Origin of the sequence: Kitasatospora sp. NPDC059648 (assembly GCF_042734825.1) — a bacterium.
Taxonomy (GTDB): domain Bacteria; phylum Actinomycetota; class Actinomycetes; order Streptomycetales; family Streptomycetaceae; genus Kitasatospora.
Map to the genome: position 1 here is coordinate 118,403 of NZ_JBHWDU010000009.1, position 18,785 is coordinate 137,187.

The following is an 18,785-nucleotide window of genomic DNA, read 5'->3' on the forward strand; positions in this document are numbered from 1 at the left end:
CCCTACCTGGACGAATGACGGCTCGCCGGTGACGGCTGACAGGTAACAGCGAACGGATAACAGATTTCATAATCTGTTATCCGTTCGCTGTTTTCTGTCTGCTGTCTGCTGTCACCTGTTCGCCCGGCGCTCGGGGGGCCGGGGACCGGGAACGGGGCCTGGGACCGGGGCCGGGGGCCGGGGCCGGGGCCGAGCGGGCTGTCAGGCCCGGTCGGCCGGGGCCGGGGTGGCGGCCAGTTGTGTGAGGTAGCGCTCGGCGGCCCGGAGCTTGCGGTTGTCGGGGCCCGGGAGGAACGCGCGCAGCTCGATGATCTCCGGGGCGATGCGGATGGCCTCCGCCCGATCGGTGATCGAGCGCCAGCAAGCCTCGGCGTTGGTGGCCGCCCGCTGGGTCTCCGGGTGGTCCGCGCCCTGCGAGCGGAGCAGCGTCATCGCCACCTCGCGGTAGATCTCGGCCGCGTCCACCGGTCGGCCCGCGAGCCGGCACACGTGGGCCCGCACCTGGCGCACCTGGAGCACCGTCTCGGAGACGGCGCCGTGCTCGGCGATCGCCTCCAGTTCGAGGGCGAAGGCGAGATCCGTGGCGGCGGCGTGGTCCCCGGCGTCGGCGCTCCGAACGATCCGTCCGATGACCTCGCGGTAGTCCGCGCGCGGCGCGTCGGAGGCCGGGGTGTCGGCCTGCGGGGCGGCGGGGGCCGGGGTGTCGGCCTGCGGGGCGGCGGGGGCGACAGCGGCGGCCGGGGGCCCGGCCGGTACCGACGGACCGTCCCCGCCGGCCAGTACGGACGGTTCGTCGGACGGCACGGCGTCGGGCACCTGGTCCTGCGGCGCCTCGGCCGGGAGGGCGTCCTGGGAGTCGTCCGCGACCTCGTCCGCGACCTCGTCCGTCACCTCGGCCACACCCTCGTCGGCCTGCTCGGTGACGTCGACGACGGCATCCTCGGCGGCCTCGGCCACGCTTTCGTCCTCGGCAGCCGGCGACGACGGAACCTCAGCCGCGACCGCACCGGCCTCCGGGGCCTCCGGTCGGGCCTTGCGCAGCGTGACGCCCGCCGAAGGCGCGACGTCCGCCACCGCCGCCACCACGTCGGCGGGAAGGGCCTTGCGCAGGCTCACGTTCGACGGCGCCTCCACCGGCTCATCGCCCGCCTTCTTCAGGCTGACCGGGCGGGAGGGTCGGGGCGGCGCGGGCGGCACGCCGGGCTTGATCAGGCTCACCGGACCACCGACCGGCGTGACCGGCACCGGCGGCCCAGCCGCGGCCTCGGCCTCAGCCTCGGCCGCCGGAGCTGCCGACATCCGCTCGACGGGGACCACGGCATCCTGCGGCTCCGCCTGGTGCGGCAGCGGCGGGACCACGGCCGGAGCCGGACCGGCGGGAGCCGGAGCGTCCGGAGCCGGAGCGTCCGCGAGCGGCAACGCGTCCGTCACCGGCAGCACGACGTCCGCCGGCTGGGCCTCGCCCCGGCGGGCGGTGTTGCGGAAGACCGGCCGGTCCGGGGTGTGGGTGGCCAGGATGACCACGTCGGGCCGCAGCACCGAGTACACCTGCTGGCGCAGCTGCTCGGGGGCGAGCACGTCGCCCGCACCCGGGCGGCCGCCGTGCAGCGCCTCGATCAGGGCGCGGGTGAAGGTGCCGATCTGCTCCGGGTCCGGACTGACGACGGCCCACAACGGGATGCCCTCGCTGAGCGGTGAGACGGTGCCCTGGAGGTACGGCCAGGCGTTCTGGTCCGCGCTCAGGTCGGCGATGACCAGGGTCTGCCACTCGGCCGGACGGTGGCTCAGTTCTGCGGCGACGGCCTGCCAGGGCAGGCCCTCCTGCTTGGCGTCTCGGAGGGTGAGCTGCAGCTGCCCCCCGCGCTTGTCGGCGACGACGTGGCCGCCCAGGTGGACCAGCAGCGGTCCGGGGTGCCGGGAAGCGGCGCGCAGGTGGGCGAGCACGGTGTGCGGGTCGCTGGCGCCGGGGAGGTGGACGGCGTCCACCGCGTCCGCGGCGAGCAGCACCTGCGGCGAGACGGCGGCCAGCATCGCCGACAGCACCGGCGCCTGGGCGGGGCCGCCCCGGCCCCAGGTGCGGCGACCGGAGTTGCCGTAGCCGCCCTCGATCACCAGGATCCGGCCCCGCGGCGACGCCCCCAGTCCACCGGGGCCCGCGGCCGAAGCCGGGGCCTGAGCCGCGCCGGCGGCCGCCGGGGACGGAGCACCCGCGGCGGGCAGACCGGTGAGGGTCCATCCGGTGGGTGCGGCCGGGGGTAGGGGCGGCAGCGGAGCCGCCGGCACCGAAGCGGCCGGGACCGAAGCGGCCGGGACGGAAGCAGCCGGTGCCGGAGGCGCCATCGGGGGCGCCGGGGGCGCGGGCGGCGGCTCGTACAGCGCGGCGGGCCCGGGCGGGTGCTCCTCGGCGGTCCGGCGTACGGGCGGCGGCGGTACGGCGTCCCAGGGGCCCGAGTCCGCTGCCGGTTCGGGGCCTCCGGAAACAGCTGTCGTCTCCGCCATCTTCTGGTCACCGCCCCGCCCCGCCGCTTCCACGGCGTCTGATGCCCTTGCCCTCGTGGTGCCTGCCACCACAATCCGTGCGCGCCACCCTACGAGATCCCGGCACGCCCGAGCCAGGCCGGGTGGCCGATCAACGTGCCACGCCGTCGGCACCGGCCGCTATCGTGCGGTCATGACCGGTTCCGGCCCGCCCCTGCTGTTCCTCGACGTCGACGGTCCACTCATCCCCTTCGGCGCCCCGACCCCGGGTGGCTACCCCACTTACCCGGGCCCGGGTTCGGGGCCGTCCGGCAACCCGCTGGTGGCCCGGGCCGACCCGGGTCTCGGGCGCCGACTGCTGGGCCTGCCCTGCGAACTGGTCTGGGCCACCACCTGGCTGGCGGACGCCAACGACTGCCTCTCGCCCCGGCTCGGCCTTCCACAACTGCCCTACGTGGAGCTGCTTGTGGCCGACGAAACCGGCGGGAGCAGCCAACTGCACTGGAAGACCCGAGCCTTGGTCGACTGGGCCGGCGGACGCCCGTTCGCCTGGGTGGACGACGAGATCACTCCGGCCGACCGCCGCTGGGTCGACGCCCACTCCCCCGGCCCCGCACTGCTCCACCGGGTCGACCCCCGAGTCGGCCTCACCCCGGCCGACTTCACCGCCCTCGACGCCTGGCTTCGCACGGTCTGACCACCACGCCGACGCCACGGCGTCCCCGCCCGCCTCACCCCCTCCGGAGCCTCCTCGGCGCAGTAACCGGCCGCCCGGGCGCCCGGGCGGCCGGGCGGCCGGCGGTGGCCGGGCGGTGGCCGGGCGGTGGCCGGCCGCCGGCTCAGGAGCCCGCGAGCAGGTCCCGCAGCAGGGCGACCGTGTCGGCGTCCAGGTCCCGGCCGGTACGGCGGCTCAACGCGTCGAGGCGGTTGACGGCGCGCAGGAGCTGGTCGCGCGCGCCGGCCGAGGCGTAGGCGTAGAAGAGGTCCCGGTGCAGGAGTTCGACGTCCGGGGCGACGGCGAGGCCTCGGAAGACGGCCGCCTCGGCGCTGCGGTGGTCGCCGTACTGGAGGCGGCGGGCGGCGAGTTCGTGAGCGGTGTCGACGATCGCGGCGATCATGTCCTGGCGCTCCGACTCGGCCCAGCCGTAGGAGGCGGGCGGGGCCTCGGCGAACGGGGCGCCGCGTACCAGGGCCAGGGCGTGGGCGAGGGCGGCGTCGGCGGTCGCGCTGGTGCTGCGCATGCCGCGCCGGTAGAGGCCGCGGAACTCGTCCCAGTCGCAGGTGACGGCCGGGGCGAAGGCGTAGCCGTCGGTGGTATCGGTGGGCAGGTAGGCGCGGCCTTCGGGCGAGCTGCCGAACCAGGCCGCCAGATCGGCGAGTTTGGCCGGGAGCGGGCTCTTGGCGTCGGACGCGGTGGGGTGCGGGTCGAGGTGGGCGGCGCCGGGGTGCAGGTCGTGGTCGAGCGCGTGGTGGTCAGCGCCCGGGCGCAGCGCCAGGTAGACGGCGAGTTCGGTGAGCCTCGGCAGCGCGCCGGGCTCGACGGCGCCGGGGGTGCCGGCCACGTCGACCGGCCCGAGCAACCGGATCCGGGGGGCGTTGCGCGGCGTGTGCGCCTCCGGGGAGCGGAGGATGGCGAGCAGGTCGTCGCAGTCGCTGCGGCCGGGGGTGGTCCGGGCGACCGGGGCCACGGCGGCCGGACCGGGCTCCACCGCCGTCTCCGCCCCGGCTCCGGACGGGCTGTCCTGGACATCCGGGCTGTCCGGGACATCCGGGACCTCCGGACCGGACGCACCGGACGTGCCGGACGCACCGGGGCCGGGCTCCGGCCGGGCCGGGACGCGCGGATCGGCGCCGGTGGGCGCGGGCGCGCTCTGATGCGTCGGCGCGGGCTCCGCGGGCCGTACGGGCTGAACCGGCTGGACGGGCGGCACGGGCTGGACGGGCGGCACGGGAAGCACCGTCACCGGCGCCTCCGCCGGTGACGCCTCGGCGGCCGTCCCGGCCGCGTCCTCCGCCCCCGTCTCAGCCGGCTGGGCCGTTTCGGCGGGGCCGCCGCCCGGCAGCCGCAGGTCGCGGGTGGCCTCGTCGGCGGGCTGCTCCGTCCCGGTGGCCGCCTGCCGCCCCTGCCCGTTGACGGCGAACCGCGCCGGACCGGCCGACGGGGGAACCGGCGCGGGAACGGCGAGCGGGGCAGGCGCGGGCGCCGGCGCCACCGGGTCGGTGCCCGCGAACGGGCTTGCGCCGGTCCCGATGACCCGGGTCAGCAGCCGGGGCCCGGCAGCGGCGTCCGCCTCCTCCTCGGCCGTCGCGCCCGGGGCGCCGACGGCCGCCAGCACCGGTACGGCGACGGGCAGTTCGGTGGTGTCGGTGTCCTCGTCCTGGTCCGGGTCGAGGCCGGGACCGTCCAGAGTCCAGGCGGGCGCCGGGTGCTGGGTGGTGTCGTCGGCGGCCCGGAGCAGTTCGGCCACCTGGTCGTACTGGTGGTCGTCCAGCCGCTGGAGCTCGACGGTCAGGTGCAGGCCGGGGATGGCGGCCTGGCCGGTGGTCGGCAGGGTCCAGCGGGCCACCGGTCCGGTGCCGCGCTCGGGGGCACGGGTGATGACGGCGACGCAGGTGCGCGGGCGGGCGTCCAGCAGTCGGCCGAGCTCGGCGGGCACGTCGCCGCCGGGCTGCTGGGCGCAGAGCACGATCTCCGGCACCCAGGACTCGTCAGCCCGGCCCCGGCTGCGGGCCTCGCGCGGGCTGGCGGCCTCGGCCGCGATCAGGGTGGCGCGGGCCTTGGCGGTGCGCGGGCCGAGAGCGGCCAGCGCGGCCTCCAGGGTGGGGTGGCGGTGGATCCGCTCGGCGGCCGGTCCGCTGATCGGCACCTCCTCGGCGAGGTCCACCAGGTGGAGGTGGAGCCGGTCGGCCAGCGGGCTGTGGGCGAGTTCGATGGCGAGGGTGCGCAGCACGTCGCGGGCGTCGTCGGGGTGCCCGGACAGGTGCAGCAGCCGGACGGCCTCCAGGTCGGCGAGGACCACCGAGCCGTCGGGCGAGGTGCCGAGGGTGACCAGCGCGGGGTAGGGCGCGGCGGTCTTGCGGGCCTGCGCGGGGCTCAGCAGGTCGCCGGACTCGTCGCTGCACCACCAGACGTTGGCGGCGTGCGCGGCGCGGAACGGGGCGATCGGGGTGGCCGGGCCGGACAGGTGCAGTTCGATGGTGTGCTCGGGGGTGATCCGGGCCGCGACGATCGCGGGCAGCCGCTTGCCGCCGCGGACGGTGTTGCGGGCCAGGGTGCGCAGGGCGCGGTCCAGCAGCTCCAGCCCGGCCTGGTCCTGGCGGGCCATCAGTTCGTTCTCGAAGGCGGCGGCCTCGGCGTCGGGCATGGCGATGCGGTGCCGGGGGCGGCGGCCGCGCAGCTGGGTGCCGCGCTTGTAGGCGACGGTGCCGACCATCATGGCGGCGAGCAGCACGCCGACGGTGGAGGCGCCCAGGGCGATGCGGTAGTCGTCGCTCGGTGCCGGGTCGGCGTGCGCGGCGGGGGCGGGCGTGTGGGCGGGCGCGTGGGTCGGCGCCGGGTCCGTCCGCGGCGCCCCCCGGCTGGGCGCGGCCTGACTGGGCGCGGCCTGACTGGGCGCGGGCGCCGGGGTCTGGGGAGCAGGGTTCTGGGCTGCCGGGGTCTGCTCGGGCGCACCCGAGGGAGCGGGCGCCTGCTCGGAACCGGCCGCGGGGGCGGGAGCCTGCGCGGCCGCCCCCGGTACGGTCAGCACCATCCCCGGCTCCAGCACGTCCGGATCGGTCAGCCGCTCCCCGTCGGGCGCCTGCACGCCCTTGTTCGCCTCGAACAGCTGGGGCCAGGCCTCGGCGTCCCCCAACTCCCGCTGGGCGATCGCCGACAGGCTGTCCCCGGACTGCACGGTCACCTTCTTCTGCCCGCTCGCGCCCGACTCCGTCCCGGACTGCGGCGTCTGCGCCGGAGCCGGCGTCTGCGCCTGGCCGGGAGCGGGCGCCGGTGCGGAGGCGGGGGCGGACGCCTTCGCCTCGTCCGGCTTGGCGTCCGCCGGCATCAGCAGCTCCCACCCGGGCTGGATCGGCCGCTCCGCGTCGAAGCGGGTGCCCGAATCGTCCATCGCCCGGCCGTCGTTGAGCTTGGCGATCTCCTCCCAGCGCTCCCCGGAGCCCAGTTGGCGCTCCGCGATGGACCACAGGCTGTCCGCCGGGCGGCTGTCCCGCACGGTGTACGTGGGGTGCTGGTCCGCCGCCGGGGCCGGCGCGGCGGCCGGCCGGGCGGCGGGCAACGCGGCGCGCTGCACGCCCGGGGTCAACTGCGCCTGGACGGACGGAGCGTGGGCGGCATCGGGCACGGCCGCGAAGGCCGAACCGGCCACCGGCAGCAGCGCGAGCACCGAGCCGACCAGCCCGGCCGCGAGCCGCTGGCTCCAGCCGAAGGCCGGGATCCGGCGGGCGATCCGGCCGCGCAGCTGGGCCGGGACCTCCAGCAGGACGGAGAGCGCGAAGCACGCCCAGGCAAGCCACCCGACCACCACCAGCAGCCAGAGGAACAGCCGCCCGTCGTCCGGCCCGGTGAGCGCCTCCCCCACCCCGCCGGACGCGACCCCGCCCATCGAGGCGACCGCCTGGGTGCCGTACAGCAGCAGCGCGGGGACGCCGAACAGCAGGGCGAGCAGGGTGACCAGCGCGGCGAGCGCGGTGATCAGCGCGCCGCCGCGGCCGCCTCCCGCCCGGCGCCCGCTCCGGGCGTGCCCCCTCACGGATCGCATCCCGTCCCTCCCTGATCCCCCGGATCCCGCTCCCGATCCCGACCCACCGGTACGGGCCTGGGCGGTACGGGCCTGGTCCTTGGCACGTGGCGCGGCCATCAGTCGGTCTCCGCTTTCTTGACTCCGTGGACGAGGGTCGCACTGCCCTTGCCCGTTACCTTCCGCTGCCCGAGGGCGCCCAGCAGCACCGGCCGGTAGTCGGCCCGCACGGTGACGGTGACGACCTTGCCGTCGTCGGAGAACGCGACGTCGTCGACCTGCAGGCCGTACAGGTTCAGGTAGGCCGCGGCGGCCTGCCGGACGTAGTCCTGCTGGACCTTGAAGCCCTTCCCCTGCAGCACGGCCGCCTGGTCGAGCCGCTGTCCGCCGACCCGTGCGGCCTCCTGGGCGTAGGCGTCGGTGCGTTCGGCGACCCGCAGCCGGCCGCCCGCGTCGATCACCAGGGCGATGACGAGCACCAGGTAGGCCGCGCAGATCGCCACGAAGAGGGCGACCGCGCCGCGGTCGGACCGGCGCCCGGCCGGGCGGAGGCCCGGGCGTCGCAGTCGGCTCAGCATCCGCATCCCCTCCCCCCGATCCGCACGATGTCTCCCCACCGGCCCCCACCGGGCGCCGCTCGGTGCCGTTGCGTCATCCCCCGAGCGCTCTCCGCTTGCGTCTCCCCCGCACGGGCCGTCCCCAATCCCCCCGGCCGGGCCCCTTGCGGCCCGGCGGCCGCCGCGTGCCGCCGTCACGTGCCGCGGTAGCGGTCCATCACCGAGATGAACTCCCCGCTGAGGTGCTTCGTCACGGGCAGTCCGGACGGTCCTCCGAGCAGGTCGGCGAGTTCCACGTCGCAGTCGACGGTGACCTTGACGGTCACCACCGGGCCGTCGTCCAGCTTCAGTTCGTCCGTGGCGACCCGGACGTCCTCGTGGCGGCAGGTGACGCCCTGCTGGTGCAGCGTCGCGAGGGCGGAGTCCTTGGCGGGCTTGTCCACCCCGGCGACGCTGCGCTGCAGCGAGCCCGTCCGGGCCCCGGCGCGGGCCGCGGCCTCCACCGTGCCGGCCGCGGTCTGCACCCGTCCGGCGGCGATCGCCAGCAGGACCAGCCCGACCACGCCCGGGACGACGATCGCGGCCTCGATCGCGATCCCGCCGCCGTCGGGCCGGCGCGTCCGCCGACGCGACCGCCGGCGCCGGCCGTCGACGAGCCCTCTCACGGCGTCACCGCCGGCGGGACGAAGCGCTCGCGCGGCGCCTCCGCGTACTGGCGGACGCTGGGCCCGGTGAGCCCGGGTATCAGCAGCGGAGGCGTCAGCTCCACCGTGACCCTGATCGTGTCCGTCGTGCTCCCGCCGGTCTCCACCTGGTAGGCGTGCACGCCCTGCCGGTCCAGGAAGTCCCGGGCCTGGCGCCGGGCGGCCTCCTCCGCCGCCGGCTCCGTCGCGTTCCCCTGCACCCGTCCGGCGTCCACGCCCTCGCGGGCGGCGGTGAGCGCGACCTGCCGGTCGTACCAGATCAGCGCGGCCTGGACGACGAGCAGCAGGAGCAGCAGGACGACCGGGAAGACGATGGCCAGACTGATGCTCATCGATCCCCGGTCGCCGCGGCGGCGAAGCGGGCCGATCACTTGGTGGCGCCGCCCGCGCCGCCACCACCGGGCAGGTTCGGGTCCTGCTCGACCTTGGTGACCACCTTGTCCTTCAGCAGATACAGCGCGGTCGCGACGGCTCCCGCGACGAACACCAACGCGATGATGGCGAGGGCGAGTTCGATGCTGATGGCGCCGCGGTCGCCGCGCGCCCGGGCGGCGCGCAGCCGGCCCAGGCGCAGCGTGAACAGCAGCAGGGCGAACTGCACGGGCAGCAGCACGGGCCGCAGCACCCGTCCTGCCAGCTGAGCGAGTCGTACGGTCATCGGGATCTCCGGGGGTGAGGTGTGGTGTCAGCTGCTCTGTGACGCGGGTCAGTCGAGCATCTGGTGGAGCGCCGGGAAGACGATCAGGACGGTCATCAGCAGGGTCAGGGCGGCGCCCGGCGCGACCATCCGCTCGCTGTCGGCGTTGGCGCGGGCCAGGTCCTCGGCGAGGAGTTCGCCGCGCAGGCCCTTGGCGCGGGCCCGCAGGGTGTCGTACACGGCGGCGCCGTCGGTGCCGGACAGCCGCATGATGTCGGCCACGTCCTGGAGCGGGCTGAGGCCCAACTCCTCCGCCAGCGCGTCGAGTCCGGCCCAGGGCGGGAGCCGGTCGGTGGCCGCGCGCTCCAGCGCGTCGCGGATCCGCCGGAACACCGCGCCCTGCCCGACCGAGGCGGCGCGGCGCAGCGCCTCGGCGGGGCCGCAGTCCGCGGCGCGCTCCAGCGCGACGAGTTCCAGGTAGGCGGCGATGCCGTGCAGGTACTCCGTGCGGGCCTCCTTGGCCTCCCCCCGCACCACGGCGTCCGGGACGAACCACAGCAGCCCGGCCAGCAGCGGTCCGACCACCAGCGGCAGGGCGAAGGGCAGGCCGACGTCCGTCAGCGCGGCCATCGCGCCCAGGTAGGCGGGCAGCACCAGGCCGAGCGCGGCGAACAGCAGCTTGTGCACCATGAACCGGGCCGGCGTGCGGCCGATCAGGGCCAGTTCGCGGCGCGGGATCGTCACCCCGCGCAGGGTGAGCGAGCGCTCGCCGATCCGGTCGTACCAGCGCGGCCGCTCGTCCGGGTCCTGCTCGCGGTCCGCGGGGGCGCGGTGCAGCCGCTCCAGTGCCTGGCCGAGGTCCGGCGGCGCGGGCCGCAGTTCGGCGATCAGCAGGGCGATGCCCCCGGCCGCGACGGCGCCGGCCAGCACGGGCCACGGGGAGATCACCGGACCTCCCCGAGCCGCTCGACCGGCTCCCGCGCCGGCTCCCGGCGGCCGCCCTTGCTGCGCCGGTCCGGGGTGAGCAGCCGGGGCACCGGCGGGTGCGAGGCCAGGGCCCGCATCCAGGCGATGATCGCGACGAACAGGGCGGCGACCACGGCGAGCACGACCTGGCCGAGGAAGGTCCCGTACGGGCGGGTGTACTCGGTGTTGAAGGAGCCGACGGTGACGACCAGCACGATGATGCCGACCAGCCAGCGGATCGTGGTGCGGTGCTTCGCGCGGTCGGCCTCGATGGCGCGGCGCTGGCGGACCTCCTCGCGCACCGAGTCGGCCATGTCGGAGAGCGTCCGGGCCAGGCCCGGGCCGCTGTCCCCGGCCCGCAGCACCAGCGCGGCGAGCACCTTGTCGGCGGTGGCGTCGGCCAGGCTGTCGGCGAAGGCGTGCAGCGCCTCCTCGGGCCGCCAGCGGGCCTGGAGCCGCGCGGCGAGCTCTCCGATCTCGTCCTCCAGGGCGGCGGGGGCGGTGCGGCGGCTGGTGACGATGGCCTGGTTGAGGCCGACCCCGAGCAGCAGCACGTCGGCGATCCGCTGGGTCCACTCGGACAGCGCCTCCAGCCGTTCGATCCGGTGGGTGTCCGGGCGGGTGGTGTCGAACAGCCAGGGCAGGCCGAAGACGGCCAGCGGCACCAGCAGCGCGGTCAGCGGGATGCCGGTGAACAGCCAGCCCAGCGGGGCGCCGACGAGCGCCAGCGGCAGCTGGAGGCGACGCAGCCGCACCATCCGCAGCGAGGCCGCGCCGGGGGCGCCGTACCAGAAGACGTGGGCGCGGCTCGCCAACGGGTTGTCCCGGCGGGCGGGCTCGTCCTCGTCGACGGGCTCGCTGCCGCGGGCCCAGGCCACCAGGGCGACCAGGCCGCCCGCGACCGCCAGCCCGCACAGGGCGAAGAGCAGCATCACCGCGCGCCACCGCCGATCCGCAGTTGCAGCGGGGTGGCCCAACTCCCGTACCGGGAGCCGAGCAGCGAGGCGTCGAAGCCGGCCCTGCGCAGGTCGTCCAGGCACTGCGGCGGGGTGTGCGGGACGGCTCGTGGCTCGCCGAGGTCCGGCCGGGGGCCGAAGACGGTGTTCAGCGCGGGCCGTCCGCTCTCACCGAGGCCGGTGACCTCCAGGACGTGGGAGACGAAGCGGTGCCGGCGGCCGCCGACGGCGGTCTCGTCGACCATGCTGACGTGCACGATGAGGTCCAGGGCGTTGGCGGTGAGCCGGTAGGCGAGCGCGTCGGTCATGTGCGAGCCGTACTCCAGGCAGAGTTCGGCGATGCGGTCGACGACCATGTGCGGGCCGCGGGCGTGCAGGGTGCACATCGAGCCGCCCTCGCCGTTGGTCATGACCCGCAGCATCGGGACGACCTCTCCGGAGCGGACCTCGCCCACGATGATGCGTGAGAGCGTCATCCGCAGCGCGGCCGGGATGAGGTCGCCGATGCTCAACTCCCCGGCCAGGCGCCCCTCGACGCGCTCCCCGTTGCCCTCGCGGGCTTCCATCGGGACGACCTGGCGCAGGTGGCCGAGGGTGTGCAGCCAGAGCTCGAACTCCGACTCCAGGGTGCCGATCCGCTCGTCCGGCGGGATCTCGGCGGCCATCGCGCGCAGCAGGCTGGTCTTGCCGACGCCCTGGGTGCCGGTGATCATCACGTTCTTCCGGGCCCGGATCGCGGCGGCCAGGAAGGCGGCCAGGGTGGCGTCCAGGGTGCCGAGTTCGACCATCTCGGGCAGCGTCGCGGAGGCCACCCGGTGGCGGCGGATCGCCACGTACGGGCGGGGCGTCACCTCGGTGAGCGCCTGCAGGCGCATGCCGCCCTCCAGGCGCAGCGCGAGGGTCGGGCTGGCGGTGGACAGGCTGCGTTCGCCGCCGCCGTGCTGGCGGGCCAGGTCCTGGAGCAGTTCGACCAGTTCGGCGTCGCTGTCGGCCACCGGCGGTACCTGGCGCAGGGGTTGGTGCACCCTGGAGACCCAGACGTCGTCGCAGCCGTTGATCAGGATGTTCTCGATGTCCGGGTCGTCCAGGTAGGGCTGGAGTCGGCCGGCCCGGAACAGCAGGTCGAAGACGGCTTCGGCGAGGGCGCGGTCCTGCTCCCGGGTGGGCGGGATGCCGTGGGTCTGGGCGTAGGCGTCGGACCAGCGGGCGACCGACTCCTCGATCAGCGCCCGGCCGCGCTGGCGGCGGGTGGCACGGTCCGGTTCGGAGCCGGAGGCGGTGGTCAACCGGGTGATCTGCTGGTGGAGTTCGGCGGCGACCTGGCGCTTGAGCTCGCGCGCGACCTGCGGGTCGACGGCCGGGCGGGCGGCGGCGGCGCGCAGGTCCAGCGAGGGCAGCTGGGAGGGCACGGCGGTGGGCCCGGAGGCCTCCCCGCCCGGCGCGACGGGCTGCGGCGCGACCGGGCCGGGTCGGTACGCCTGCGGCTGCGGCTGCCGCTGCGGCTGCGCGGCGGCCGGTGCGGGCGCGGCCCAGGGCAGGGCTGCGGGGTCGGCCGTCGGGTGCTGGTGCAGGGGGCTACCGCGCACGGAGCACCTCCCCGGGGTTGTGCGGGTACTGGTCGTCCATCTGGCCGTCGGTCACCGCCGGCCGCTGCAAGCGGTACTGGCCGTCCTCCTCGGCCGCTCCGGCCGCCTGGACGTGCGCCGGGAACGGCGCCGGGGCGGCGGGCTGCGGCGCCAGCCCGGCGAGCGGTGCGACCGGGCCGGTGGTGATCACCGGCGGGGTGTAGGAGGGCGGCTCGGCCTCGGCCTGGCCGTAGGCCGTGTGCGCGTGGACGGGCGGGCCGTAGGACTGCCCGTAGGCGGACTGCCCGTAGCCGGGCCGAGCGTGGCCGGGGTGCCCCTGCCCCTGGTTCTGCCCGTGGCCCTGTCCCTGGCCCTGTCCCTGGCCCGGCTGCCCGTGGACCGGCTGCCCGTACGGGGCCGGTCCGGGCACCGGCGACGCCTGCGGCAGCGGAACGGGCGGCGCCGCCACTGGCCCGGGCGCGGCGGACACCGGCCCGGGCGCGGCGGGCACCGGCCCGCCCGGCGCCGGAAGCTGCGCCGCGGGGGCAGCCGCAGCCGCCGCGTTGGGCGCGAGCCGCTGCCGCCGGCGCCGGACCAGCAGCTGCACCTCGTCCGCCGCCGACCGCGCCGTGCGCATCAGCTCCGAGCGGACGAACCGCCGGTCGGTGGTGTCCCCGCCGTCGGAGAGCACCTTCGCGGTGCGGGTGGCGTGCGGCAGCACCCCGAGCAGCGGCAGGCCGAACTCGCGCGACACCTCCGCCCCGGAGTACGGCCCCTCCGCGACCAGGAGCAGTCCGAGCGCGTCCGTCCCGGTTCCGGCGGCGGCCAGGTCCTCGCCGAGCGCGGCGAGCCTCGGGCGGGCCGCGCTCAGCCCGCGCAGCGTGCTGCGGACGGTCACGGCCACCACGTCCGCACGGCGGGCCAGCACGCCGCTCGCTCCGGTGGCACCGGAACGGCCGAGGTCGACGATGACGTCGTAGCCCTGCTGCTCGATGCCGTGCAGCAGTTCGGCGAGCGGCTCCCAGGTGTAGGCGAGGCCGGGCGCCTGGGCCGGGTCGGTGAGGCCGGGCAGCAGCAGCCGTTCCGCGTTGCCCTCGGGCGAGAGGTCGATCAGCTGCTCCCAGATGGTCTGGGCGAGCAGCCCGCGCCGGTCGGCGACGGCCAGGTTGCGCAGCCCGTACACCGCCTCGACCCGGCCTTCCAGGGCGCCGGCGAGCACCGCACCGCCGTCCGGGTCGGCCTCGACCAGCAGGATCCGCCGGCCGGGTGGGAGCGGCCAGGCCAGCAGCAGGGCCAGGGCGGTGGTGGTGGCCCCGGGCGCGCCCGGCCCGCCGACCACCGCGATCACCGCCATCAGGCGCCACCCGTTCCGGCCGGGGCCGTCGGCGCGCCCGCCCCGCCGGAGGGCGCCCCGGAGGGCGCCGCGCCGGTGGAGGCGGCCGGGGGTACGGCCGAGGGGGAGGCCGGGGTGCCGGATCCGCCCGGGCCGGATCCGCCCGCGGCCCCGCGCGGGGCCAGCAGCACCTGGATCCGCCCGCCCGCCACCCACTGCGCCAGCCGGGGGCCGTCCGACGAGCCGACGGCCACGTCGATCACCTGGCTGCCGTCGGTGTCCACCCGGCCGACCGTGATGACCGTCGCGGCCAGCGAGTCGGGCCGGCCGTTGTCGGGGGTGTTGACCACGACGATCTGCACGCCGGGCTGGAGCCGGCTCGCGGGCAGCTGGGTGCGCTTGGCGGACACCCCGACCACGATCTGCCCGGGCTGCACGGTCAGGCCCTGCGCCAGGTCCGAACCGGTCAGCATGGCGCCGCGCTTGAGGTCGGTGGCGGCCCGCATGCCGACCGCCCTGGACCGGTCCTGGGCGGAGACCGGCCGCAGTGCCGGGTCGCCCGCGATCCGGGCGACCACCAGGTCGTCGTCGGTGATCACCTGCCCCCAGGGCACGTCCCGGGCCAGCGCCAGCACCGCGACCCGCTGGCCGGTGCTGTTGTAGAGGGCGGCGCCGCCGAGGCCGCCGGCCGCGATCAGCGCGACCGCCATCGCCAGCACCGCGGGGCGCCGCCGCCGGGCCCGCATCGTCCGGCCGGGCGCGTGCGGCACCGCCCGGCCCCGGCCCCGGCCGCCTCCGCCGCCCTGCTCCTGCTGCTCCGGCAGCGCCACGGACACCGCCGCGCCGGCGGGTGTGCCGGATCCCGGCGTCGCGAATGTACGGTTCTCCACCGGGTTCCGCCCTTCCCTCGTTCGCATTCCGGTCCGTCGGTGGCCGGATCGCCGCCGTGCCGCACTCAGTTGAGGACCTGCACCTCGGCGACCCTGACCGTGAAGGGGTCGCTGTCCTGCGGGGGCATCTGGATCGTGTACTTCTCCGGCTTCGGCCCCGTCACGACCACGTCGGCCACCCAGTGGGTGGACACGGTGGCGGTGAAGACGCCGTTCTGCCTGGTGCCCGAGCCGACCGTGAACTCGTAGCCGCAGTCCGGGGACTCGGTGGCGCCGTACTTGGGGTCGTACGGCGTACCGGCCGTCGCGCACTCCTTGGTGCGGCCGTCGCCGAAGTCCCAGGTGGCACCGGTCAGTCGGGCCGTGACGGTGACGCTGACGCCACCGGAGGCCGCGTTCCCCGGCTTGGGCGGCGCCGCGTTCTCCGCCCAGAGCCAGACGGGCGCCTTGACCACCGCCGTGCCGCTCGGTGCGACCCGGCCCGCCGGTGCCGGGAGGTGGACCCGGTCCTGAGCCTCCTGCTTGAGTTCCGCCACGCTCTTCACCCGCTGCCCGGTGGGCACGAAGACGAACTGGGCGCCGTCCTGGCCGCCGCTGGTCTGCGGGCAGACCTTCGAGTAGATCGAGCCGTCCGAGGGCTTGTTCGCGCCCCAGGCCGGGTCGTCCGCCGGGGGCTGCTTGTCCAGCTCGCGGTAGTAGCAGCCCTCGCCGCTGTCGAAGGAGCCCCACTGCGGGTCGTAGCACGCCCACTGCACCCCGTGGTAGCTGCACAGCTCCGGCCCGCCGCCCGACGCTCCGCCGGTTCCACCCGGATTCGGGGTGGCGGTCGTTCCGCCGGAACCGGCGTGCGCGCAGATCACGTTGGGGAAGCACTGCTCGGCTCCGCCGCTCGGCGGTTCGTCCGCCGTCGCCGTCGCCGCCGAGGACAGCAACAGGCCGGCCGACAGGGATGCGACGGCCACGAATCGTCCGGCCGGTTTCCGCGCGTTCAGCATGTCCGGTCCACCTCCCGTGTGAACTCGTAGATCAGCCAATGTGCTTGGAACCTGCGCAGGGAAGCGCTCGCGACGTACCGGTTCAAGCGGCCGCCCGGATCCTTCGCCGCCCCGGTGACGGCGTCGACCCGGTGCCAGTCCGAGAGATCGACGCAGTCCTCGATCACGGCGGTCTGCGGATCGGCTTTCAGATCAATCGTCTTCACCACCGCGGAATTGCGCGGCGTTCCGGTCATCACCACTTTGGCGCCGTGGAGTTGGCTCAGCCCGACCAATGTGTCGGACAGGGCGCGCCCGGAGGAGTAGCGCGCCAGCGCCGAGCCGTCCGAATCCGTACGCCCGAACGCCTCGGCCTGGGCCTGCCACCAGTCCTGATAGGTTTTCACCGCCAGCCGGCCCATGGCCCCCTCCGGCCCGTCGGTCGGCGCGATCGTGGCGTTTACCGAACCACCCGAAGGAGTTAACGGCCCCACTCCCGCAACCGTGGACGCGGGCGAACCGAGACGATCGACGGAACCACTCGCACCACCGCTCGCACACCCGCCGAGCAGTAACACCAGAACCGCCCCGCCAGTCCCAACCGCCCCAGGGCGCAACACATTTCCGCGCTGCCGCATCGCCCCACCTCGTCGCGACCGAGCCGATCCGTGATCCACGGCCGCCAGGAGAATTCCGCCGTCCCGCCGATGTTTCCGCTGGGGATCGATTCTTCGCCAACCCACCCCATCACGGCAACACCTCAGGCCCCCTGACCTTACGCGGAAGGCGGTTCCCTCGGGGCACTTTCCCGCCACAGGACGGCCAACAGTTCTTCGGAAAGCGACAATCCGGCCAATGCGCCCCGAACCGCGGCCCGATTGCGCATCAACAGGCGCCCGCCGTGCGGCGGAACGAGCAGGCGCGCGCCCGGCGCACCCGAACTACCGGACGGATCTCCCCCGTCGAGCAACCCGGCCACGGCGGGCTGGAGGTCCAGCGGGGCGACGGCCGCGGGGGCACCCGGGACGCCCTGCCGCAGGACGGTGGTGAGCGCCCGGCTGAACGAGCCCTCGTCACCCGGCAGTACGGCGTCCCGGCCGCGTCTGCCCGGGGCGTACCGGCCGATCCGGCCCCACAGCGGGACCCTGGAGTAGCTGAGCAGTTCGCCCGCGGTGTCCTCGCCGGTGCGCTCCAGCGCCGTCCAGGTGTCCCGGTCGGCCACCGCGTCGACCATTAGCAGCGCCTCCTCGTGGTCGCCGTGCACCATCGCGCTGACCACCCAGTCCCAGGCCAGGCCGCGCCGGTAGGCGTTGTCGGTGGTGCTGCCGCCGGTGACCAGGGCGAGCCGGCGCCCGCGCGGGTCGGCCACCAACTGGCCCACCAGGCACACCACCAGCCAGCGGCCGGGGTGCTGGGCGGCGTCCCGGACGGCGGTGAGCATCGCGTTGGCATCCGCGTCCGGCGCCACGGCGCTCACCCGGCAGCCCGCCGCGCCGGTGTCGAAGCACATCCCGGGCAGCACCTCGGCCAGCAGCCGGGCGCCCGCAGGGGCGTGCGCCGAACCGCCGTACGCCCGGTCGGGCCCGCCGTCCGCCCCGATCACCACCAGATCGACTCCGCCGGCCATCCGTCCGCCCCCTCCTCCGCCCGCCCCGCCACCGCTACCGCCGCGGACACCGCCACCGGTCCCCCCGCCGGGCAGGCTACCGCTCCGGGCGGGCGCCGACGGGGCTCACGGCCCGTCCGCGCCGGGACCATGGGCCCTATCGACGCGCGCGCCGACCGAGGACGATCGGACGCATGGAGCGTGAGGACCGTGCGGAGACCCTGAGCGAGGCCGAGTGCCTGCGGCTGCTCAGCACCGTGCCCGTCGGGCGCGTGGTGTACACCGAGCATGCGCTGCCGGCCGTCCTGCCGGTCTCCTTCGAGGTCCTGGACGGGCGGCTGGTGCTCGCCGTGCGCCGGGGAAGTGCCACCGCGCGCGGGCTCGACGGCACGGTGGTGGCCTTCCAGGCGGACCTGCTGGACCCGGTCACCCGTACCGGGTGGAGCGTGCTGGTGCACGGGCGGGCGGACGCGGTCAGGGACCCCGAGCAGGTGCGCCGGGTGCTGCGCTCAGGGCTGCGGCCGTGGGTGGGGGACCCGGAGCCGCTGTTCGTCGCGCTGGTGCCGGAGCTGGTCAGCGGCCGCCGGCTGTTCCCGACCGGGCGGGGTGTGCCGGGGCAGGGGGCACCGGGGCAGGGCACCGTCGGGCAGCCGCTGCTGCGGCCCTGAACCGGCGTTTCGCATTCCGCTCCTGACAGGTACCGGTGGGTAGGCATACGCTTCCGGCGTCCTGCCCCTCCCCGGGGCCCGTCCCCCTCCAGGAGCGCACCGTGAAGACCTTCGCGTCCCTCGCCGAACTGACCGCCGCCGTCGGCACCGAACTGGGCACCAGCGAGTGGCACACCATCGACCAGCGGAAGATCGACCTCTTCGCCGAGGCCACCGGGGACCACCAGTGGATCCACGTGGACCCGGAGCGGGCGAAGGAGAGCCAGTTCGGCTCGACCATCGCGCACGGCTACCTGACCCAGTCGATGATCCCGGTGCTGGCCAAGGAGTGCTACGCCGTCGAGGGCGTGCGGATGGCGCTGAACTACGGCTCGGACAAGGTGCGCTTCCCGGCCCCGGTGCCGGTGGGTACGGCGATCCGGGCCACCGCGGAACTGCTCTCGGCCACCGAGGTCCCGGGCGGGGTCCAGGCGGTGGTGCGGTTCACCGTCACCAGCGAGCGGAGCAGCAAACCGCACTGCGTCGCCGAGGCGATCACCCGCTTCTACGCCTAGCCCTAGCGGCGTAGCAGCGGGGGCGCCGGGGGCGGGCGGGCGCCGGGTACGCCGATTGGACCGCGCCGGGCCCTCCACCGGGTCCGAACGGCCCACTGCGAGTAACGTCCGACGAGATGGTTGTCGTACTCCAGCGGCCCCATGAGCCCCGGGGTACG

General features: G+C 75.9%; 17 protein-coding genes. 3 read left to right on the forward strand and 14 right to left on the reverse strand.

The genetic code is table 11. The features are described from left to right. Nucleotides 1-201: 201 nt before the first annotated feature. Nucleotides 202-2,112, reverse strand: coding sequence for a hypothetical protein (locus ACFV1W_RS08675; RefSeq protein WP_380414375.1), 1,911 nt, complete (start codon nt 2,110-2,112; stop codon nt 202-204). A 559-nt stretch (nt 2,113-2,671) separates the two neighbouring features. Here ACFV1W_RS08675 and ACFV1W_RS08680 point away from each other — a divergent pair. After that, nucleotides 2,672-3,175 carry an HAD domain-containing protein gene (locus ACFV1W_RS08680; protein ID WP_380414377.1) on the forward strand — a complete coding sequence of 168 codons (504 nt, stop codon included), beginning with the start codon at nt 2,672-2,674 and terminating at the stop codon, nt 3,173-3,175. Between the two features lie 142 nt (nt 3,176-3,317). On the opposite strand, the gene ACFV1W_RS08685 is transcribed toward ACFV1W_RS08680, so the two are convergent. From ACFV1W_RS08685 to ACFV1W_RS08745, 13 genes are all read right to left on the reverse strand, one after another. Next, nucleotides 3,318-7,238, reverse strand: coding sequence for a LysM peptidoglycan-binding domain-containing protein (locus ACFV1W_RS08685; RefSeq protein WP_380414379.1), 3,921 nt, complete (start codon nt 7,236-7,238; stop codon nt 3,318-3,320). A gap of 98 nt (nt 7,239-7,336) precedes the next feature. Further along, nucleotides 7,337-7,795 (reverse strand): TadE/TadG family type IV pilus assembly protein, encoded by a 459-nt coding sequence (locus ACFV1W_RS08690; RefSeq protein ID WP_380414381.1) that lies wholly within the window; start codon nt 7,793-7,795, stop codon nt 7,337-7,339. 173 nt (nt 7,796-7,968) lie between these two features. Beyond that, nucleotides 7,969-8,439, reverse strand: a complete 471-nt coding sequence (locus tag ACFV1W_RS08695; RefSeq protein WP_380414382.1) for a TadE/TadG family type IV pilus assembly protein — start codon at nt 8,437-8,439, stop codon at nt 7,969-7,971. Then, nucleotides 8,436-8,810, reverse strand: a complete 375-nt coding sequence (locus tag ACFV1W_RS08700) for a TadE/TadG family type IV pilus assembly protein (protein ID WP_380414384.1) — start codon at nt 8,808-8,810, stop codon at nt 8,436-8,438. Before ACFV1W_RS08700 ends, ACFV1W_RS08695 begins: the two co-directional genes overlap by 4 nt. 35 nt (nt 8,811-8,845) lie before the next feature. Further along, nucleotides 8,846-9,136 (reverse strand): hypothetical protein, encoded by a 291-nt coding sequence (locus tag ACFV1W_RS08705; RefSeq protein WP_050366440.1) that lies wholly within the window; start codon nt 9,134-9,136, stop codon nt 8,846-8,848. A gap of 48 nt (nt 9,137-9,184) precedes the next feature. Continuing rightward, nucleotides 9,185-10,063: a hypothetical protein gene (locus ACFV1W_RS08710; protein WP_380414385.1), complete on the reverse strand. Its 879-nt coding sequence runs from the start codon at nt 10,061-10,063 to the stop codon at nt 9,185-9,187. Beyond that, the gene (locus ACFV1W_RS08715) at nt 10,060-11,013 is read right to left on the reverse strand and encodes a type II secretion system F family protein (protein WP_380414387.1); all 954 of its coding nucleotides are present in this window, start codon (nt 11,011-11,013) and stop codon (nt 10,060-10,062) included. Before ACFV1W_RS08715 ends, ACFV1W_RS08710 begins: the two co-directional genes overlap by 4 nt. Further along, on the reverse strand, nt 11,013-12,623 hold the full coding sequence (locus ACFV1W_RS08720; RefSeq protein ID WP_380414389.1) for a CpaF family protein: 1,611 nt from the start codon (nt 12,621-12,623) through the stop codon (nt 11,013-11,015). The genes ACFV1W_RS08715 and ACFV1W_RS08720 overlap by 1 nt, the downstream gene beginning before the upstream one ends. After that, nucleotides 12,613-13,956, reverse strand: coding sequence for a hypothetical protein (locus ACFV1W_RS08725; protein WP_380414391.1), 1,344 nt, complete (start codon nt 13,954-13,956; stop codon nt 12,613-12,615). The genes ACFV1W_RS08720 and ACFV1W_RS08725 overlap by 11 nt, the downstream gene beginning before the upstream one ends. Continuing rightward, the gene (locus ACFV1W_RS08730) at nt 13,956-14,825 is read right to left on the reverse strand and encodes an SAF domain-containing protein (protein WP_380414393.1); all 870 of its coding nucleotides are present in this window, start codon (nt 14,823-14,825) and stop codon (nt 13,956-13,958) included. Before ACFV1W_RS08730 ends, ACFV1W_RS08725 begins: the two co-directional genes overlap by 1 nt. Before the next feature lie 65 nt (nt 14,826-14,890). Beyond that, nucleotides 14,891-15,787, reverse strand: coding sequence for a hypothetical protein (locus ACFV1W_RS08735; RefSeq protein ID WP_380414395.1), 897 nt, complete (start codon nt 15,785-15,787; stop codon nt 14,891-14,893). A 26-nt stretch (nt 15,788-15,813) separates the two neighbouring features. After that, the gene (locus ACFV1W_RS08740) at nt 15,814-16,221 is read right to left on the reverse strand and encodes a hypothetical protein (protein WP_380414397.1); all 408 of its coding nucleotides are present in this window, start codon (nt 16,219-16,221) and stop codon (nt 15,814-15,816) included. Nucleotides 16,222-16,574: 353 nt separating this feature from the next. Then, entirely contained in the window at nt 16,575-17,426 is an 852-nt protein-coding gene (locus ACFV1W_RS08745; RefSeq protein WP_380414399.1) for a hypothetical protein, read from the reverse strand. 173 nt (nt 17,427-17,599) lie between these two features. Here ACFV1W_RS08745 and ACFV1W_RS08750 point away from each other — a divergent pair, with 173 nt between their 5' ends. Both ACFV1W_RS08750 and ACFV1W_RS08755 read left to right on the forward strand, forming a co-directional pair. Continuing rightward, entirely contained in the window at nt 17,600-18,073 is a 474-nt protein-coding gene (locus ACFV1W_RS08750; RefSeq protein WP_380414400.1) for a pyridoxamine 5'-phosphate oxidase family protein, read from the forward strand. Nucleotides 18,074-18,174: 101 nt separating this feature from the next. Beyond that, nucleotides 18,175-18,627 carry a MaoC family dehydratase gene (locus ACFV1W_RS08755; protein WP_380414402.1) on the forward strand — a complete coding sequence of 151 codons (453 nt, stop codon included), beginning with the start codon at nt 18,175-18,177 and terminating at the stop codon, nt 18,625-18,627. Nucleotides 18,628-18,785: the final 158 nt, after the last annotated feature.

Excerpts from the sequence above, each read along its gene's own strand:
- ACFV1W_RS08750 (WP_380414400.1), top strand. The coding sequence starts at position 17,600 with ATGGAGCGTGAGGACCGTGCGGAGACCCTGAGCGAGGCCGAGTGCCTG.
- ACFV1W_RS08715 (WP_380414387.1), bottom strand. The coding sequence starts at position 11,013 with ATGCTGCTCTTCGCCCTGTGCGGGCTGGCGGTCGCGGGCGGCCTGGTC.
- ACFV1W_RS08740 (WP_380414397.1), bottom strand. The coding sequence starts at position 16,221 with ATGGGCCGGCTGGCGGTGAAAACCTATCAGGACTGGTGGCAGGCCCAG.
- ACFV1W_RS08685 (WP_380414379.1), bottom strand. The coding sequence starts at position 7,238 with ATGCGATCCGTGAGGGGGCACGCCCGGAGCGGGCGCCGGGCGGGAGGC.
- ACFV1W_RS08690 (WP_380414381.1), bottom strand. The coding sequence starts at position 7,795 with ATGCTGAGCCGACTGCGACGCCCGGGCCTCCGCCCGGCCGGGCGCCGG.
- ACFV1W_RS08680 (WP_380414377.1), top strand. The coding sequence starts at position 2,672 with ATGACCGGTTCCGGCCCGCCCCTGCTGTTCCTCGACGTCGACGGTCCA.
- ACFV1W_RS08705 (WP_050366440.1), bottom strand. The coding sequence starts at position 9,136 with ATGACCGTACGACTCGCTCAGCTGGCAGGACGGGTGCTGCGGCCCGTG.
- ACFV1W_RS08700 (WP_380414384.1), bottom strand. The coding sequence starts at position 8,810 with ATGAGCATCAGTCTGGCCATCGTCTTCCCGGTCGTCCTGCTGCTCCTG.
- ACFV1W_RS08745 (WP_380414399.1), bottom strand. The coding sequence starts at position 17,426 with ATGGCCGGCGGAGTCGATCTGGTGGTGATCGGGGCGGACGGCGGGCCC.
- ACFV1W_RS08725 (WP_380414391.1), bottom strand. The coding sequence starts at position 13,956 with ATGGCGGTGATCGCGGTGGTCGGCGGGCCGGGCGCGCCCGGGGCCACC.